A 16,629-nucleotide genomic window follows, 5' to 3' on the forward strand; every position below is an offset into this window, starting at 1 on the left:
CGGCGCTGGACTGCCGGTCATGCGCAACGAAGAGAGAACCGTCGGCCGGAGCCTGGGCGTCCGTATGGGGGCCGCGCTGGGGGCCGTCGTCGTGCTGGCGGCCATTCATCCCCCGGCGCAGGCGGCACCGGATACCGGGTCCTGGACGACGGAGACGGTGGCCCCGGGGGTGCAGGTGCGGGCCGGGGTTCTCCGGGACGCGGACGCCGAGCCGAGCTGGACGGTCACCGTGCAGGGGCCCGGTGCCGCGCCGCTGGGCGACCGGTCCTGGGCGGACGACACGGCGGGGCGGCTGCGCGACGCCGGGTTCGAGCCGCGGGTCGAGCGGGTGGTGTGGCCCGCCTACGCGGACACCCCGCACGGCACCATGGGCTGGCGGGTGCGGGTCGGCTCGTACGGCGCGTCCGGCGAGGCGCAGGGCGCACGCGAGAAGGTGGCCGCGGCCGGGTTCACGGCGGTGGCGGAGTGGACCGGCTACGACGGGCAGCACCCCGCGGACCGGGAGAGCGTGCATGTGGCGGTGATCGACCCGGCCCGGTTCTCCGGCAGCGTGGCGGCCACGCATGACCTCAGCGTGGCGGACCGCGAGACGACCTCTTCGGTCGCCGCGAAGCGCCACTCCCTGGTCGCCGTCAACGGTGGCTTCTTCGTCACCTCCGACGCCGACGGCGTCCAGGGCACGATGGCCGGAATCGCCGCGTACGACGGTGAGTTGGAGTCGATGGCCGCCGGTTCGCGGGCCGCGCTGATCCTCGCGGACGGCGGCCGGCACGCCCGTATCGCCGATCTGACCAGCACGGTCACGGCTCGGGCGGGCTCGTCCACATATGCGGTGCAGGGCATCAACCGGGTGCCGGGCAAGGTGCGCAACTGCGGTCGGCCCGGGGCCACTCCGACCGAGCTGCCCCGGCAGGACCTGACCTGTTCGGAGGCCGACGACCTCGTGAAGTTCACCCCGAGGTTCCGCGCCGCGCTGCCCACCGGGCCCGGGACCCAGGTGGTGCTCGAGGCCGACGGCCGGGTGGTCTCCACCGGCCCGCGCGGCGGCACGGTCCCGGCCGGGGGCTCCGTGCTCCAGGGCATCGGCGCCGCGTCCGGCTGGCTGACGGCCCACGCTCGGCAGGGCGAGCGGATCGCGCTGGAGGAGGTCGTCCGGGACACCGCCGGCCGCCGGGTCCGGCTCGACGCCGACGACAGCATCGTCAGCGCCGCCCCCACCCTGGTGAAGGACGGCCGCATCGCCATCGACGCCGCCACCGAGGGCACCCTCGACCCGAAGAACCTCTCCTTCGGCTACGCCTGGTCCAACGTCCGGCAGCCCCGCACGATGGCCGGGCTCGACAAGCGGGGCCGGCTCATCCTGGCCACGGTGGACGGTCGGCAGCCCGGTGTGAGCGAGGGCTTCACCCTGGCGGAGGCCGCCCGCTTCATGCGCTCCCTGGGCGCCGTCCAGGCCCTCAACCTGGACGGCGGCGGCTCCACCGCCATGGCCGTGAACGGCCATCTCGCCAATGTCACCTCCGACGCGACGGGCGAACGCGCGGTGGGCGACACGGTCCAGGTGGTGCCGTAGCGGGACCGGGGTGTCGCCGAAGGGGGCTCTGACCGCCCAAGGGCGCAGCCGGTTGGTCTCGCCACCCGGCTGCGCCCCTGGGACTGTCACCTCACCCGTATGAGCCTTGCTCGAACGAGCCTTGCTCAAAAGAGCCTTACTCGACGACCTTCAGCAGCTTGTTCGGCGTGCCGTCGCCCGGGTTGGAGATCTTGTCGGCGGTGGCGCCGTCCGTCAGCCCCTTCGCCACGTCGGCCGGCTTGGCATCCTGGTGGCCACTGAGGTAGACGGCGGCGGCGCCCACCACGTGCGGGGTGGCCATCGAGGTGCCGGAGATGGTGTTGGTGGCGTCGTCGCCGGTGTTCCAGTCGGAGGTGATGTCCGAGCCGGGGGCGTAGATGTCCACCACGTCACCGTAGTTGGAGAAGTCGGACTGCTCGTCCTGGTCGGTGCTGGAGGCGACCGTGATCGCGTCCTTCACCCGGGCGGGAGAGCTCTGGCTGGCGTCGGCCGACTCGTTGCCCGCCGCCACGCCGAAGGTGACACCGGAGTCGATGGCCTTCTGCACGGCCGCGTCGAGGGCCTCGTCGGGGGTGCCGCCCAGGCTCATGTTGGCGACGGACGGGCCCTCGTGGTTCTCGGTGACCCAGTCGATGCCCGCGACGACCTGCTCGGTGGTGCCGGAGCCCTGGTCGTCCAGCACGCGCACCGCGACGATCTTGGCCTTCTTGGCGACACCGTGCTCGGTACCGGCGATGGTGCCGGCCACGTGGGTGCCGTGGCCGTTGCCGTCGTCGGCGCTGTCGTCGTTGTCGACCGCGTCGAAGCCGGACGTGGCGCGGCCCTCGAAGTCCTTGTGGCTGGTGCGGACACCGGTGTCGATGACGTACGCGGTGACACCCTCACCCGCGCTGTCGGGGTAGGTGTACTTCTTGTCGCCCTGGGTGTCTTCCTGGTCGATCCGGTCCAGGCCCCACGACGGCGGGTCCTCCTGGGTGCCCTTGATGGTGTAGCGGTGGTTCTGGACCACCTTGGCGACCGCCGGATCGGCGGCCAGCCGCTTGGCCTCGGTGTCGGACAGCCCGCTGGCCGAGAAGCCGTTGATGGCGGAGTCGTAGCTGCGGCGCAGCTTGCCGCCGTACTGCTCGGCGAGGTCCTTGCCCTCCGAAGCGGCCTTGACGCTCTTGCCGCCCTTGAGCATGACGATGTAGCTGCCGTCGACGGCGTTCTTCGCCTGGGTGCCGTAGACGGTGCCCTCGGCCTGAGTGGTGGTGGCGCCGGCCGGAACGGCCACGAAGACACCGGCGGTGACGGCGGTCGCGGCGGCTATGGCCAGACCGAGTCGACGCGCGTTGCGCTGCTTGTGAACTGCCATGACGAGGGTTCCTCCTCGTGCGGTTGTGGGGGGAATCCGCACCACGGATCGCGTCCGATCCCTCAAGTGCGGCAGATCCGGAGTGTGTTGGGGCCACTCCGGTTCTGACAAAACCCTGACTGATGAGTACGGGTCAATTCAAGATCCCCACCAATGTGTGACATAGGCAACGTTCTCCACTTCGGCCACACCCGGACCTCGAGGTCAACGCCCTTTGCGTGTAAGGGGCCCGCATCAGGGAGGGTAGGGCTGTCCCCCCTTCTGCGGTTGGAGGGAACCACCGGACGGTTCACCGGTCAGCAGGATGGGTCGGCCGGACGCCACGGCCTAGCGTCGTCAACGAGTGGCGGGACGGTCCGCCACCAGGGCATAAGGGGATGTCGTGGCGGACACAGGCCGCTTGGAGAGGCCGCGCGGGATAGCGGCCCGCGCCGGCAGTTGGAGCGCCCGTCACCGATGGGCGGCGGTCGGGGGCTGGGTGCTGCTGGTCATCCTCGCCCTGGCCGTCGGCTCGATGACGGGCCGGGTCGATGTGTCGGAGAGCGAGCAGGTTCCCGGCGAGTCCGGGCGCGTCTCGCAGATTCTCGACGAGGCGGGCATTGACGACGCGGCCGGGGAAACCGTGCTGATCCAGGCGAAGGGCGGCGGGCTCACCGCGAACGACCCGGCCTTCCGCAAGGCCGTCGACGCGGTGCTGGCGGGCGTACGCGACACCGGCCAGGTGACCGCCGTCCACTCCCCGTACGAGACGAAGACCATCTCCGCCGACCGGCGCTCCGCGCTGGTGCAGTTCGAGATGCGCGGCGACGCGGAGAAGGCGGCCGACCACATCCAGCCGGTCCTGGACGCGGTGGACAAGGCCGGGGACGGCCACCAGGACCTGCGGATCGAGGAGTTCGGCGACGCCAGCGGCCAGAAGGCGTTCGACGACGCGTTCGGCGACGACTTCAGCCAGGCCGAGTACTCCGCGCTGCCGGTGGCGCTCGGCATCCTGCTGATCGTCTTCGGTGCGCTGGTGGCCGCGCTGCTGCCGGTGGCGCTCGCGATGACCGCGTTCCTGGCCACCACCGGTCTGGTCGCGGTGGTCAGCCACTGGGTGCACATGAGCGACACCGCCAACTCCGTGATGCTGCTGGTGGGCCTGGCCGTCGGCGTCGACTACTGCCTGTTCTACCTGCGCCGGGAGCGCGAGGAGCGGGCCGCCGGACGGGACGCGCAGACCGCGCTGCGGGTGGCGGCGGCCACCTCCGGCCGCGCCATCCTGGTCTCCGGCGTCACGGTGATCGTGGCGATGGCGGGCATGCTCTTCACCGGTATCGCGGAGTTCAAGGCGATGGGGCTCGCCACGCTGATGGTGGTGGCGGTGGCGATGGTCGGCTCGGTGACGGTGCTGCCCGCGCTGCTCTCGCTGCTCGGTGAGCGGGTGGAGAAGGGCCGGATGCCGTTCCTGGGCCGCGCCAAGCGGCGCGGCGGCAGCACCGAGAGCCGGATCTGGCGCGCCGTCCTGCGCCCGGTGCTGCGCCGTCCCAAGCTGTCGCTGGCCCTGGCCACTGGCGCGCTGATCGCGCTGGCCGTCCCCGCCGTGGGGATGAACACCGCGAACCTCACCCTGGACCAGGAGTTCGGCGACCGGCTGCCGGTCGTGAACGCGTACAACCACATCGACGAGGCGTTCCCGGGCGGGTCCGATCCGGCCAGGGTCGCGGTGAAGGCGGACGACATCGACGCGGCGCCGGTGCGCGACGCCATCGCCCGCTTCCGTTCCGAGGCCGTGGCGAAGGGCGCCTCCAAGGGCCCGGTCGAGGTGACCGTCCACCACCGGCAGAACGTGGCCGTGGTGGAGGTCCCGCTGATCGGCGGCTCGGACGAGGGCAAGGCCGAGCAGAGCCTGGAGGTGCTGCGGAACGAGGTGCGCCCGGCGACCCTCGGCGCGGTGGACGGCGTGGACGCCCCCATCGGCGGCTCGACCGCCTCCTCCAAGGACTTCAACGACAAGCTCGGCTCGGCCGTCACCCCGGTCTTCGCCTTCGTGGTGGTCTTCGCCTTCCTGCTGATGCTGATGTCCTTCCGGTCGCTCACCATCGCGGTGACCTCCATCGTGCTCAACCTGCTGTCGGTGGGCGCCGCGTACGGCATCCTCACCGCGGTCTTCCAGCACGGCTGGGGCGCGGGGCTGGTCGGCGCGGAGGGCGTGGGGGCGATCGTGTCCTGGCTGCCGCTGTTCCTCTTCGTGATCCTGTTCGGGCTGAGCATGGACTACCACGTCTTCGTGGTCTCCCGGATCCGCGAGGCGCGGCTGGCCGGCCGCACCACCAAGGACGCGGTGGTGCACGGCGTGGTGACGACGGCGGGCGTGGTCACCAGCGCCGCCGTCATCATGGTCGCGGTCTTCTCCATCTTCGGAACGCTGTCGATGCAGTCCATGAAGCAGATGGGCGTGGGCCTCGCGGCCGCGGTCCTCATCGACGCCACCGTCATCCGCGGGGTGCTGCTCCCGGCCGTGATGTCGCTGCTGGGCGAGCGCAACTGGTACCTGCCGAAGTGGCTGGGGTGGCTTCCGGACCTCGCCCACGACGAGCCCGCCCCGGCCCGGCAGCCCAGCACCCCGGTGGGCGCGTCCCCGATGCCGGAAGCGGACGAACGGCCCCGGCACGCGAGGGTCTGACGGCCACATCCCGCGCATCCTGACAACCCTCAACCGGTCACCTGGCCTCCGGGCCGTGTGACCGGTTCGGTGTTTCGGGGTGGGGGCGTGGGGGTGTCGGGGCGTCGGGGCGTCGGGGCGTCGGGGCGTCGGGGCGTCGGGGCGTCGGGTGGAAAAGGCGTTGCGGGGTGTCCCGGCCGGTCCCTACGGTGCGGGGATACGGCGGAGATCCGCATACGCGTCCTTTCGCGTACGCGCGCATGGGAGGAGTGCACCGATGGGCGGAAGTCCCGGCATCGGCGTGTTCACCCGCATCACTCGTGGCTGTGCCCGGGTGGCGTGTGCGCGCGACCTTCCTATGCCTGCCCGCCGCCCGCGGCGCGGCCCCGGTGCCCTGGCCGGCCCGGACGCGCCCGGTGTCTCCCCGAGTCCATGAGCCGTTCGCGCTCGAGGTCCGCCCCGGACCTGAGCGACTGACTCACCCGGCTTCCCGTCTCGGTCTCTCGCTGTGAGCTGATCCCTCACCTCCACGCGCCCTCGGCCAGGGCCCCCGCCAGTCCAGGAATCACTCGTTCCGGGACGGGCGGCAGGGCCCGTTCCGCGCCGCTGCCGCCCGCCCGGCTCCGAAAGGACCGTGGCCGTGGCCCGCAATCGACACCATTCCCATGCCCATCCCCACGCCCGGCGCGGTGGCGAACCGCGCCGTACCGAACGCGACCGGGCGAGGCGTGCGTACGGGCAGAACTTCCTCCTCGACCCGGGGGCCGTCGCCCGCGTCGTACGCGCCGCCCGCCCCGGGCCCGGCGATCTCCTGGTGGAGGTCGGCGCGGGCAAGGGGGTGCTCACCGAGGCGCTGGCGCCGCGCTGCCGTGAGCTGATCAGCTATGAGATCGACCGGCATCTGATCCCGGGGCTGCGGGAGCGGCTCGCCCGCTGTCCGCGGGTCCGGGTCGTGCACCAGGACTTCCTGACCGCGGCGCCGCCGCGCGAGCCGTTCGCCCTGGTCGGCAACGTGCCCTACGCCCGTACCGCCGAGATCGTGGCCTGGGCGCTGCGGGCGGTGCCCCGGCTGACCTCCGCCACGCTGCTCACCCAGGCGGAGTACGCCCGTAAGCGCACCGGGGACTACGGCCGCTGGTCCCTGCTGACCGTACGGTCCTGGCCGGAGGTCGAGTGGCGGCTGTGCGGGCGGGTGGCGCGTACCGCCTTCCGGCCGGTGCCCGCGGTCGACGGCGGGATCCTGCGGCTGACCCGGCGGCCGCGCCCGCTGCTCCCCGACCCGGCGGCCCGGTCCGGCTACGCGGACCTGGTCGAGCTGGGCTTCACCGGGGTCGGCGGCTCGCTGTACGCGTCACTGCGCCGGGTCTGCCCCGCCCGCGCGCTCGACCGGGCGTTCCGGGCGGCCGGGCTGGGGCGGGACGTCGTGGTGGCGTATGTGACGCCGGAGCAGTGGCTGATCCTCGCTCAGGAGTTGACCGAGGTGGTGGCCGGAATGCGGTCGGCCGTTTCGAAGGAGTTGATGGTGCGGGTGAAGTCCCGGGTGGACAACAGCAACTTGTAGATGATGGCCAGCTCGAAGACGAGCAGCAGCACACCCGATACGACGGTCGTCGCCACCACCGCGTCGACGGCCGGGCCGATGATGAACACGCCCATCTGGAACTCGATACCGCTGATGAGATGAGCGCGGATGCGGTGGCGCTGCAGGAAGTTCCGGCACCGGACCCACCACGGGAAGCGGCGCCGGAACTCCTGGTGCAGATCGACGACGGCGGGGCGGCGCGCGGCCGGGGCCGGGGCCGGAGCGGCTTCCGGGGCGGCCGTGGCCTCCAGGGTCGTCGTGGATTCCATGGCCGCCACCGGTTCCCGGGGAGCGACGGGCTCCAAGGGCGCCACCGTGTCGCGGTCCGTCTCCAGGTCGGCCTCGGGGTTCTCCCGCAGCAGGTCCTCCATGAAGGCCAGCTCGGCCTGGTTCTCGGCCTTGCGGGCGGCCCGCATCCGGGCCTTGATCTGCTTGCGCATCCCATGCCGGATCTTGAAGATCTCCAGCGAGTCGATATAGCGCAGCGCGTCCAGGGAGGCGACGGCCAGCGCCAGCCACAGATACAGGACGTCATCCGTGCGCGCGTACTGACCGCCCATCAGGGCGACCGAGCACACCAGCACCCGGATCCGGTCGAAGACGAAGTCCAGCCAGGCCCCGAAGACCGACCCGGTGCCGGTCAGCCGGGCCAGCTTGCCGTCCATGCAGTCGAAGATGAAGCTCACGTGGTAGAGCACGGCCCCGAGCAACAGCCATCTCCAGTCGCCCTGAGCGAAGCACGCGGCGGAGCCGAGGCCCACCAGGAACGCACCCCAGGTGAGCTGGTTGGGGGTGGCCCGGGTGTACCTGGCGATCCAGCGGACCAGCGGTGTGGCCACCGGGTCCACGAGCATGACGGTCCACCACGCGTCTCGCTTCTTCTCGGTGATCCGGCGGACCTCGGCGAGCGGCGGTATGTCTCGGGGCATGGTCAATCTTCCTGGCGTTAGACACAAGTTCACCTGAAGGTAAGAAGCCGTTAAGAGAAGAGACAAGATCAGGCAAGGGCAACCTTTGGCAGGGGGTAATGGTCTGCTTGGAGGACCGGGTCCATGGCAGGGCCAGGTGCGTCGGCGGCGCGGCGGGTCCTACCGCTGGTAGCGGGCGAGCACCAGGTTCCCGTCGTCGACCAGGCGCTCCCGCAGCCGTCCCATGCCGATGGCCCCGCTGTAGTACTCCTGCAGCGCCGGAGTGGCCACCTTGTCCTTCCACTCCGGGTAGCCGCGCACGGTCCGCGCGGGCGCCGGGCGCAACTGTCCGGCCAGGGCGGTGCCGGTGGCCCAGCCGTAGCGGCGGGTGCGCAGGGCGGGATCCCGCAGCGCGGTCCGACCCGTGGGGAGCATCCAGTCGCCCCGGGCGAGCCGCACCATATGCGGCGGGCGCAGGAAGAAGTCGATGAAGCGGGCGGCCTCCCGCTGGTACGGGCTGTCGGCGGCGATGGACAGCGTCCGCGGGCTGACCCCCTGCCGCTGGTCGCCGCCGGGCCCGGCCGGGGACGGCAGTACGGTCCAGGCGAACCCCTTGGGCGCCTGCTGCGCGATCTGCTGGCGGTAGGAGAAGCCGAGCGGCACCATCGCGTACTTTCCGCCGAAGAGGCCCGGGAGGGTGTCGGAGCCGCCCATGCCGAGGGTGGTCCGCGCGGCGGTGCGGTCGCCGCCCAACTGGTCGTGGATGACGCGGGGCACCCGCTGGTCGGCGGCGTCGAACCGGACGGTGACCTTGCCGTCCGCGCCCCGGTGGAAGACCTTGCCGCCGGTGGAGAGCGAGAGGGTGAGGGTCGCGGAGACGGGCTCCTTGAGCGGCCAGGCCACGCCGTACGTCCCGTCCCGGGTCAGCGCTTCGGCCGCGTCCTCGAACTCGGCCCAGCTCCAGGGCCGTTCGGCGGTGGGGATCCGCACCCGGGCCCGCTCCAGCAGCGCGCGGTTGGCGATGAGCACCCGCGGCTCCTGGAGGAACGGCACACCGTGGACGCCGCCGTCGAAGGTGGCGGTCTGCCAGGTCAGGGGCGGGATCTCGGCCTTGAGCCGGCGGGGCAGCAGGTCGGTGAGATCGGCGAGATAGCCGCCGTAGGCGAAGTCGGCGAGGTCGTCGGTGGCGTCATGGATGACGGAGGGTGATCCGGCCGCCGGTCGCCCGCCGCCGCTCGGGCGCGCAGCCGGACAGCAGCCCCCCGGTGGCGGACGCGGCCAGCAGCGTACGGCGGCGCATCAGTGCTTCACCGCCCCGGCCAGGGTGCCGCTGGTGATCCGGCGCTGGATGAGCGCGAACAGCACGAGCGAGGGCAGAGTCGCCAGCAGCGAGGCGGCGGCGAGCGGGCCGAGATCGGCGACGCCACGCCTCTTCGTACGCAAAGAGCATCGGCAGCCGGATGCGGCCGCCGGGCCCGCCGCCCGTCAGGACGTAGACCAGCGCTAAGGCGTTGACGTTCCAGTTGGCTTCCTCCCCCTCGTGAACAAGGGGGATTCCTACGGCTCGCGCCGTGGGGCTTCCTGCTTCGTCACCGACTGCCCCGTCCGGGAGGACTCCCGTTGAGGTCTTACACCGGCTCCACAGGCCGACACCGCCAGCCCGGCGGCCAGAAGGTTCTTCGCCGCGTTCACGTCCCGGTCGTGGGTCGCACCGCAGTCGCACGTCCAAGTACGGACACCCAGCGGCATCCTCTTTTGCATGGTGCCGCATACGGAGCACAGCTTGGAGGAGGGGAACCAGCGGTCGACCGCGATCACTTCGCGGCCGTACCAGGCGGCCTTGTACTCCAGCATGCTCCGGAACCCCGACCATGCCGCGTCGGAGATCGCCCGGGACAGCTTGCCGTTGCTGAGCATGTTCCGGACGGCGAGGTCCTCGATCACCAGCGTTTGGTTCTCACGCACGAGTCGAGTGGTCAGCTTGTGCAGATGGTCACGGCGACGGTCGGCGATGCGGGCGTAGACCTTGGCGACCTTGCGTCGCGCCTTGGACCGGTTGGCGCCGTCGCCCCTGGCCTTGCGGGCGAGGTCGCGCTGGGCGCGGGCGAGGCGGGCGCGGTCGCGCCGCTCGTGCCTGGGGTTAGCGATCTTCTCACCCGTGGACAGGGTGAGCAGGTGGTCGAGCCCGGCGTCGATACCCACCGCCGAGCCGGCGGCGGGAAGCGGCTGGACGGCGGGATCCTCGACCAGTAGGGAGACGAACCAGCGCCCGGCCGCGTCCTGGGAGACGGTCACCGTGGACGGAAGGGCGCCTTCCGGCAGGGGACGCGACCACACGATGTCCAGCGGCTGGTCCATCTTCGCCAGCGTCAGTTCCCCGTCCCGAAACCGGAACGCGCTGGAGGTCTACTCGGCGGACTTGCCGCGCTTCTTAGGCGACTTGAACCGCGGGTACTTCGACCGCTTGGCGAAGAACGCGGTGAACGCCGCCTGGAGGTGCCGCAGGCCCTGCTGGAGCGGAACCGAGGACACATCGTTGAGGAAGGCCAGCTCCGCTGCCTGCGCATCGTTCGGATAGAAGCGGTACTTGTATGCCCGCTTCACGTGAGTGGCGATGACTCACGAACTAACACATCAGCCAGTAAGTGCCTGACGGGTTGTCAGTCCCGGAGGTCCCCGATGAAGTTGACGGCAGTCCGGGAGGGAGAGCCCACGTCATCGTGCGGAGGGCGGGCGGTGCAGTCAAGCGGTTCTACCTGCGAGAGTCGATGCGGTGGTCGGTACGGCGCTACGGACGTGATGGGGCCGTCGGTACGGCAGGTGGCGCACGGCTCAATGCGACACTTGGCCGACGGCGGGGATCGGCACGGAGAAGTCGGCGAGGAGAAGGGGCATGGCGGTGGCGGAGGTCGCGTTCACGGAGGAGCGGGCGCGGGTGGTGCTCTCGGCCGCGCTGCCGCCCTACCGGGCCGGTACGGCGGAGGCCCGGCTGCTGGCCCTCGGTGAGAACGCCGTCTTCGCCGTCGACAGCCTCTCCCTGGTGGTCCGGATCAGCCGCGACCTGGAGGTGTGGGACCGGGCCGCCCGGGAACTGAGGATCGCCGACTGGCTGGCCCGGGAGGGGCTGCCCGCGGTCCGTCCCGACCGGCGCTTCGGCCCCGAGCAGCCGCTTCCGTTCGCCGACCATCTCGTCACGTACTGGCAGCGGCTTCCCGACCCGGTACGCCCCGCCGGGGCGCGCGATCTCGCGGAGCTGCTGCGGATGGTGCACGCCCTGCCCGGCCCGCCCGGCGACCCGGCGCCGCTTCCGCTGCCGCGCCGCGATCTGCTGGGCGGGGTCGAGCGCTGGCTGCGGCTGGCCGGGGACGCGATCGACCCGGCGGACGCGGCGTATCTGCGCGCCCGCCGGGACGACTTCGCGACCGCCGTCGAGGAGCTGACCCCGCGCCTCACCCCCGGCCCGATCCACGGCGACGCGCTGCCGCGCAATGTGCACATCGGCCCGGACGGGCCCGTGCTGGTGGACCTGGAGACCTTCTCGCACGATCTGCGCGAGCACGATCTGGTGGTGATGGCCCTGTCCCGGGACCGCTATGGGCTCGGCGCGGCGGAGTACGACGCGTTCGTGGCGGAGTACGGCTGGGACGTCCGCGAGTGGCCCGGCTGCGCGGTGCTGCGGGGCGCACGCGAGACCGCAAGCTGCGCCTGGGTCTCCCAGCACGCCCCGGGCAACCCGGCGGCCCGCGCCGAGTTCGCCCGCCGCATCGCCTCTCTGCGGGAGGGCGACACGGCGGTGCGCTGGCATACGTTCTGAACGAAACCGCGGGGCCGACGCGCATGGGCGGGAGACCGCCCGCACGCGGACCGGCGGACCGGCCGACGCGCCGTGCGGCATTCGCTCAGGCGCGCCATCCCGGGTCGCGGCCGCTCAAGGCGATCGCCCGGTCGAGCGGAGACGCGTCGGCCGCGACGGGGATCATGGGGCCGAACAGCTCCTTCGGGCGCTCCTCGTCCGGGACCGCCGCCAGCCATTCGATGATGGCCTCGACGCTGCGGGGATCGCAGTCGTAGGGCTGGCCGGTGGCGCGGGCGAGATCCCAGCCGTGGATCACCAGCTCGTCCAGCGCCACGATGCCCATCATCCGGGCAGGCATGGTGACGCCCCCGGCCTCCGTGGTGCCCAGCCAGGCGGACGGCTCGCGCCAGGCCACGGCCAGCGCGTCCAGGCGGCGCGGCAGCTCCTGCCGCCAGTCGGGGTCCAGCTTGTCGGCGGCCCCCTGCCCGGGGGCGGGGCCCGCCGCGGCCGTGGTCTTCTCGGCGGCGTGGCGCATGCCGAGGGCGAGCCCCATGAAGTGGTCGAGCAAATCCGCCACGGAGTAGGCGCCACACGGTGTGGGCGCGCCGAGCTGCTCGTCCGTGACGCCGCTGAGCAGCGCCGTCACCCGCTGGGCTGTGGGTCCGAAATCGATCATGGTGGTCTGTTCATCGGTCACGGTCGTCTTCTCCTCGCTCGAGTCCGTGGTCCGTCCCTCTCACCCGTACGGACCGGCCCACCGCCGCAAACTCATCGGTGCGACGCGCTCCGATATCCGCCCGGCCGACCGCTGCCCCCGCCCGGCCGACCGCTGCCCCGGCCCGGTGGGCCGCTACCCCACCACCGCCCCCGCCTCCCGCAGCGGCCAGCCGCCGTCCACCACCGCGTCCGGGGTGCCCTTGCGACGCAGCCAGGACTGGAAGTCGGCCGCCCAGTGCGCGTACCACCCCACCTGCTTGCGGTGGAGGTCCCACAGCTCGAGCCCGGCGACCTCGCCGTACCGCTCGGCGAGCGCACACGCGACCCGCACCGCCGCCAGCGCGTCCGCCCCGGCGTCATGGGCGCGGTCGTGCACCACCCCGTACTCCCCGCAGACGGCCTCCAGCGTGCGCTTGCCCTTGCGATAGCGGTCGACGGCGCGGTCTATCGTGTACGGATCCACGACGGGGCCGGTCTCGGCTCCCTCCAGCCGCTCGCTCAGCGGGCGCAGCCCGTGCCGCCCCAACTCGGCGGCGAGCAGGCTGAGATCGAACGCCGCGTTGTACGCCACCACCGGGGCGCCGGCGCGCCAGTGGGCCACCAGCACCTCGGCGACCTCCTCGACCACCTCGCGCGCGGGCCTGCCCTCCGCCGCCGCCCGCTCACCGGTTATCCCGTGCACCGCCACGGCGTCCTCGGGGATGGGCACTTGGGGGTCGGCCAGCCACTCGCGGCGCCCGACCTGCTCCCCGCCCCTCACCTCGACCACGGCCGCCGTCACGATCCGTGCCGTGCGCGGATCGGTGCCCGTCGTCTCCAGGTCGAATCCGATCAGCAGCCCCCGGTGCCAGCCCATGGCCGCCCCTCCCTTTGTCGTACTTCCCCCGTGTGTGCACCACCTTCCCATGGGCCACTGACAACGGCCGGTTCGCCGGACCGAGTCCTCAGACGTCTGAGGACTCTGTGTTAGAGTCCCCGCCGTCCTCGGATGATCGTTCAAGGAGAGGCGGCGCGGTGGCGGCGCGGACGGCACGCTTGCGGCACGGACCCGTGGTGCCACGGGTCGAGAGCGCCCTGCGCGCGATGCTCACCGAGGGCCGCTGGCCGCCCGGCGAGCGGCTGCCCAACGAAGTGGCGCTCGCCGCCGAACTGGGCGTCGGCCGCTCCTCGGTGCGCGAGGCCGTACGGCTGCTGGCCCATGACGGGCTGGTCGAGGTGCGGCACGGCTCGGGCACCTACGCCGCCCGGCCCCCGGCCCCCGCCGGGGAGGGCGATATGCGGCGGCTGCTGCGCCGGGCCCGGCTGCGGGAGGTGTACGAGGTGCGCCGCGCCCTCGAGGTCGAGGCCGCCCGGCTGGCCGCCGGGCGCATCCGCCCCGAGGACATCGGGCGGCTGCGGGACCATCTCGCGCTGCGCGAGGAGCGGACCGGAGGCGATCCGTCCGCCTTCGTGGACGCCGATCTGGCCTTCCACCGGACCGTGGTGGAGCTGTCCGGGAACGCCGTGCTGCTCGGCCTGTTCACCTCCGTCCTCCCGGTGCTGCGCGAGGCACTGGTGGAGATGGTGAGCCATGAACCGGCCCTGCCCGATGTGTCGTGCGCCCACGCCGAACTGCTGGACGGGCTGGCGCGCGGGGACGCCGATGCCGCGATCGCGGCCACGGTCTCCCACCTCGAGGCCGTCATGGAACTCTTCGGCGGCAGCGGCGACAGCGATGGCGATGGCGATGGCGATGGCGACAACGGCCACGACAGCGACAGCGACAGCGACAGCGACAGCGACAGCGACACGAGCGAAATCAAAAGCGACAGCGAAAGCGACAACAGCGAAAAGGAGGTGGCGGCCCCGTGACCGCCCCTGCCGTCCCCGTACTCAGGCTGCGCGAGGTGGATGTGGTGCGCGACGGCACCCCGCTGCTGCGCTCGATCTCGCTCACCGTCCACCAGGGCGAGCACTGGGCGCTGCTCGGCTCCAACGGCGCGGGCAAATCCACCCTGCTCAGCCTGGCGGGCGCGCTGGTGCACCCCACCCGCGGCACGGTGGAGGTCCTCGGCCGCACGCTGGGCCGGGTGGATCTGCGGGAGCTGCGCTCGTTCGTGGGCCATGTGGATCCCCGGCATCCGCTGCGCTCCCCGCTGCGGGTGCGGGACGTGGTGCTCACCGGGCTGACCAACACCGTGGAGCCGGTCCCCCGCCACCGCCCCACCCCCGACCAGCGCGACCGGGCCGACCGGCTGCTCACCACCCTCGGCATGGGCGGAAAGCTGGACGCGCGCTGGCCGACCCTGTCGCAGGGTCAGCGCGGCCGGGTGCTGATCGCCCGCGCGCTGATGCCCCTCCCCCGGCTGCTGCTGCTCGACGAACCGGCCACCGGTCTGGATCTGGCCGCCCGTGAGCAGCTGCTGGAGAGCCTGGACACCCTGCGCCGGGACCACCCCGAACTGGCCACCGTCCTGGTCACCCACCACCTGGAGGAGCTGCCCGCCAGCACCACCCACGCCATGCTGCTGCGCACCGGGGAGTGCCTGGCGTCGGGCGCGGTGGACGAGGTGGTGACCACGGACCACATCACCAAGTGCTTCGACCACCCGGTGCACATCAGCCGCACCGACGGCCGCTGGGCCGCCCGCGCCCTGCGACCCCCGTACCAGGGCGCCGGCTCCTGAACTCCCGCTCCTGAGCCCCTAGGCTCCCAAGGTCAGGACACCGGCCGGTCCGTTCAGGACACCGGCCGGGAGTCCGCCCAGACGCTCTCGAACTCCTCGCGGTAGGTCCCGAAGAGCCCGCCCTCGCCATCCTCGGCCGCGCCCTCGCGGACCACCTCGCTGCCCCGTCCGCCGCCGCGCAGCACCAGGACCGGGGCCTCCATGCCCCGGGCCTTGCGCAGATACGACTGGACGACCGCGAGGCCGTCCGCGCCGTCGCCGTTGACCAGGTAGGCGGTGAAGCGGGGAGTCTCGTCGAAGACATGGATCTCGAACGCGTCGGGGTCCCGCAGCCGGGCGCGCACCCGCCGCATATGGAGGATGTTCATCTCCACCGAGCGGCTCATCTCGCCCTTCTTCAGGCCGAGCTCCCGCTCCCGTCGGCGCACCGCGCTGCTCGCCGGGTTGAGGAAGAGCAGCCGGGCCCGGCAGCCGGATTCGGCCAGCCGGACCAGCCGGCGGCCCGAGTAGTTCTGGACCAGGAGGTTGAGCCCGATGCCGACGGCGTCGAGCCGCCGGGCGTTGCCGAAGAGGTCCTCGGCGGGGAGCTGGCGCTGGAGCCGCACCCGGTCGGAATGGACGCCGACCACATCGGCGTAGCGGTCGCCGACGAGGTCCTCGACGGCGTCGATGGGCAGCCGGTCGGCGGAGGGGGAGCCGGTGCCGCTGCCGAGGATCTCCAGCAGCCGGGCGGAGGCCCGCTCGGCCTGGGCGAGGACCGTCTCGGACAGGGCGCGGTTGCGGGAGACCACATTGCGGGCGACTTCCAGCTCGTCCAGGGCCAGCTCCACCTCGCGGCGGTCGTCGAGGTAGGGCTCGAAGCACGGCCAGTGCTGGACCAGGAGCTCCCGCAGCTGGGGCAGGGTGAGGAAGCTGACGACATTGTCGTCGGCGGGGTCGAGCAGATAGCCCTTGCGCCGGCTGACCTCCCGTACGGCGACCGCCCGCTGCACCCACTCCTGCCCGGCGGGGCCGGCCGCGGCGATGACCCAGTCCTCGCCGTGGACCGGTTCGTAGATGGGCCGCAGCACGGCGCTGACGACCGCGCGCAGCCGCTGTTCCACGAGGTTGAGCCAGATATAGGCCCGCCCGGCCCGGCGTGCGCGTGTGCGCACCTCGCTCCAGGCTTCGGCGCCCCAGTCCAGTTCCGCTCCGATCTCCATCGGCCGCACCAGGGACACCGCGCCGGGAGGTGCGTCTGTGGAACCATCGCCCCCGGGACCTCCGTCACCAGGGGGCAGCTCCAGCCCGCCCGAGCTCACCTGTGCACCGCCTTCCGCCCCCGTCCAACGATCACCGCAGACTACTGCGCTGGCGGGGGCGGTGCGACACTCAGGTCCTGCCTATCAG

General features: G+C 72.3%; 11 protein-coding genes and 4 pseudogenes. 6 read left to right on the forward strand and 9 right to left on the reverse strand.

Features of this window, described 5'->3' with window-relative positions; translation table 11 throughout:
- Positions 1-19: 19 nt before the first annotated feature.
- The gene (locus NP777_RS41230) at positions 20-1,573 is read left to right on the forward strand and encodes a phosphodiester glycosidase family protein (RefSeq protein ID WP_256655313.1); all 1,554 of its coding nucleotides are present in this window, start codon (positions 20-22) and stop codon (positions 1,571-1,573) included.
- A 136-nt stretch (positions 1,574-1,709) separates the two neighbouring features.
- On the opposite strand, the gene NP777_RS41235 is transcribed toward NP777_RS41230, so the two are convergent.
- Entirely contained in the window at positions 1,710-2,927 is a 1,218-nt protein-coding gene (locus NP777_RS41235) for a S8 family peptidase (protein ID WP_256655314.1), read from the reverse strand.
- A gap of 382 nt (positions 2,928-3,309) precedes the next feature.
- On the opposite strand from NP777_RS41235, the gene NP777_RS41240 reads away from it, so the two are divergent.
- Both NP777_RS41240 and erm read left to right on the forward strand, forming a co-directional pair.
- Positions 3,310-5,592: an MMPL family transporter gene (locus tag NP777_RS41240; protein WP_256655315.1), complete on the forward strand. Its 2,283-nt coding sequence runs from the start codon at positions 3,310-3,312 to the stop codon at positions 5,590-5,592.
- Positions 5,593-6,211: 619 nt separating this feature from the next.
- Positions 6,212-7,132: an ErmE/ErmH/ErmO/ErmR family 23S rRNA (adenine(2058)-N(6))-methyltransferase gene (gene erm, locus NP777_RS41245; RefSeq protein ID WP_256655316.1), complete on the forward strand. Its 921-nt coding sequence runs from the start codon at positions 6,212-6,214 to the stop codon at positions 7,130-7,132.
- Here the strand turns inward: erm and NP777_RS41250 are convergent.
- The 5 genes and pseudogenes from NP777_RS41250 to NP777_RS41270 form a co-directional block, all read right to left on the reverse strand.
- Positions 7,036-8,082 carry a CDP-alcohol phosphatidyltransferase family protein gene (locus NP777_RS41250; protein ID WP_256655317.1) on the reverse strand — a complete coding sequence of 349 codons (1,047 nt, stop codon included), beginning with the start codon at positions 8,080-8,082 and terminating at the stop codon, positions 7,036-7,038. The genes erm and NP777_RS41250 overlap by 97 nt on opposite strands.
- 159 nt (positions 8,083-8,241) lie before the next feature.
- Positions 8,242-9,270: pseudogene (locus NP777_RS41255) on the reverse strand (ABC transporter substrate-binding protein); the annotation flags it as partial.
- A 90-nt stretch (positions 9,271-9,360) separates the two neighbouring features.
- Positions 9,361-9,486: pseudogene (locus NP777_RS41260) on the reverse strand (carbohydrate ABC transporter permease); the annotation flags it as partial.
- A pseudogene (locus NP777_RS41265) lies at positions 9,482-9,583 on the reverse strand (sugar ABC transporter permease); the annotation flags it as partial. The pseudogenes NP777_RS41260 and NP777_RS41265, both read right to left, overlap by 5 nt.
- 35 nt (positions 9,584-9,618) lie before the next feature.
- Positions 9,619-10,677: pseudogene (locus NP777_RS41270) on the reverse strand (RNA-guided endonuclease InsQ/TnpB family protein).
- A gap of 277 nt (positions 10,678-10,954) precedes the next feature.
- On the opposite strand from NP777_RS41270, the gene NP777_RS41275 reads away from it, so the two are divergent.
- A complete protein-coding gene (locus NP777_RS41275; protein ID WP_256655318.1) occupies positions 10,955-11,875 on the forward strand; it encodes a phosphotransferase enzyme family protein in 921 nt (306 codons plus the stop codon).
- A gap of 85 nt (positions 11,876-11,960) precedes the next feature.
- On the opposite strand, the gene NP777_RS41280 is transcribed toward NP777_RS41275, so the two are convergent.
- Positions 11,961-12,554 carry a TIGR03086 family metal-binding protein gene (locus NP777_RS41280; protein ID WP_256655319.1) on the reverse strand — a complete coding sequence of 198 codons (594 nt, stop codon included), beginning with the start codon at positions 12,552-12,554 and terminating at the stop codon, positions 11,961-11,963.
- A gap of 153 nt (positions 12,555-12,707) precedes the next feature.
- Positions 12,708-13,430, reverse strand: a complete 723-nt coding sequence (locus NP777_RS41285) for a 3'-5' exonuclease (RefSeq protein WP_256655320.1) — start codon at positions 13,428-13,430, stop codon at positions 12,708-12,710.
- A gap of 179 nt (positions 13,431-13,609) precedes the next feature.
- On the opposite strand from NP777_RS41285, the gene NP777_RS41290 reads away from it, so the two are divergent.
- Both NP777_RS41290 and NP777_RS41295 read left to right on the forward strand, forming a co-directional pair.
- The gene (locus NP777_RS41290; RefSeq protein WP_256655321.1) at positions 13,610-14,425 is read left to right on the forward strand and encodes a FadR/GntR family transcriptional regulator; all 816 of its coding nucleotides are present in this window, start codon (positions 13,610-13,612) and stop codon (positions 14,423-14,425) included.
- Positions 14,422-15,240 carry an ABC transporter ATP-binding protein gene (locus NP777_RS41295; protein ID WP_256655322.1) on the forward strand — a complete coding sequence of 273 codons (819 nt, stop codon included), beginning with the start codon at positions 14,422-14,424 and terminating at the stop codon, positions 15,238-15,240. Before NP777_RS41290 ends, NP777_RS41295 begins: the two co-directional genes overlap by 4 nt.
- A 53-nt stretch (positions 15,241-15,293) precedes the next feature.
- Here NP777_RS41295 and NP777_RS41300 read toward each other — a convergent pair whose 3' ends face one another.
- A complete protein-coding gene (locus NP777_RS41300) occupies positions 15,294-16,541 on the reverse strand; it encodes an SAV2148 family HEPN domain-containing protein (RefSeq protein WP_256655323.1) in 1,248 nt (415 codons plus the stop codon).
- Between the last annotated feature and the right edge of the window lie 88 nt (positions 16,542-16,629).

Origin of the sequence: Streptomyces rugosispiralis (assembly GCF_024505145.1) — a bacterium.
GTDB classification, from domain to species: Bacteria; Actinomycetota; Actinomycetes; order Streptomycetales; family Streptomycetaceae; genus Streptomyces; species Streptomyces rugosispiralis.

Coding starts and splice junctions, on each gene's coding strand:
- NP777_RS41250 (WP_256655317.1), bottom strand. CDS start 8,082: ATGCCCCGAGACATACCGCCGCTCGCCGAGGTCCGCCGGATCACCGAG.
- NP777_RS41285 (WP_256655320.1), bottom strand. CDS start 13,430: ATGGGCTGGCACCGGGGGCTGCTGATCGGATTCGACCTGGAGACGACG.
- NP777_RS41275 (WP_256655318.1), top strand. CDS start 10,955: ATGGCGGTGGCGGAGGTCGCGTTCACGGAGGAGCGGGCGCGGGTGGTG.
- NP777_RS41230 (WP_256655313.1), top strand. CDS start 20: ATGCGCAACGAAGAGAGAACCGTCGGCCGGAGCCTGGGCGTCCGTATG.
- NP777_RS41235 (WP_256655314.1), bottom strand. CDS start 2,927: ATGGCAGTTCACAAGCAGCGCAACGCGCGTCGACTCGGTCTGGCCATA.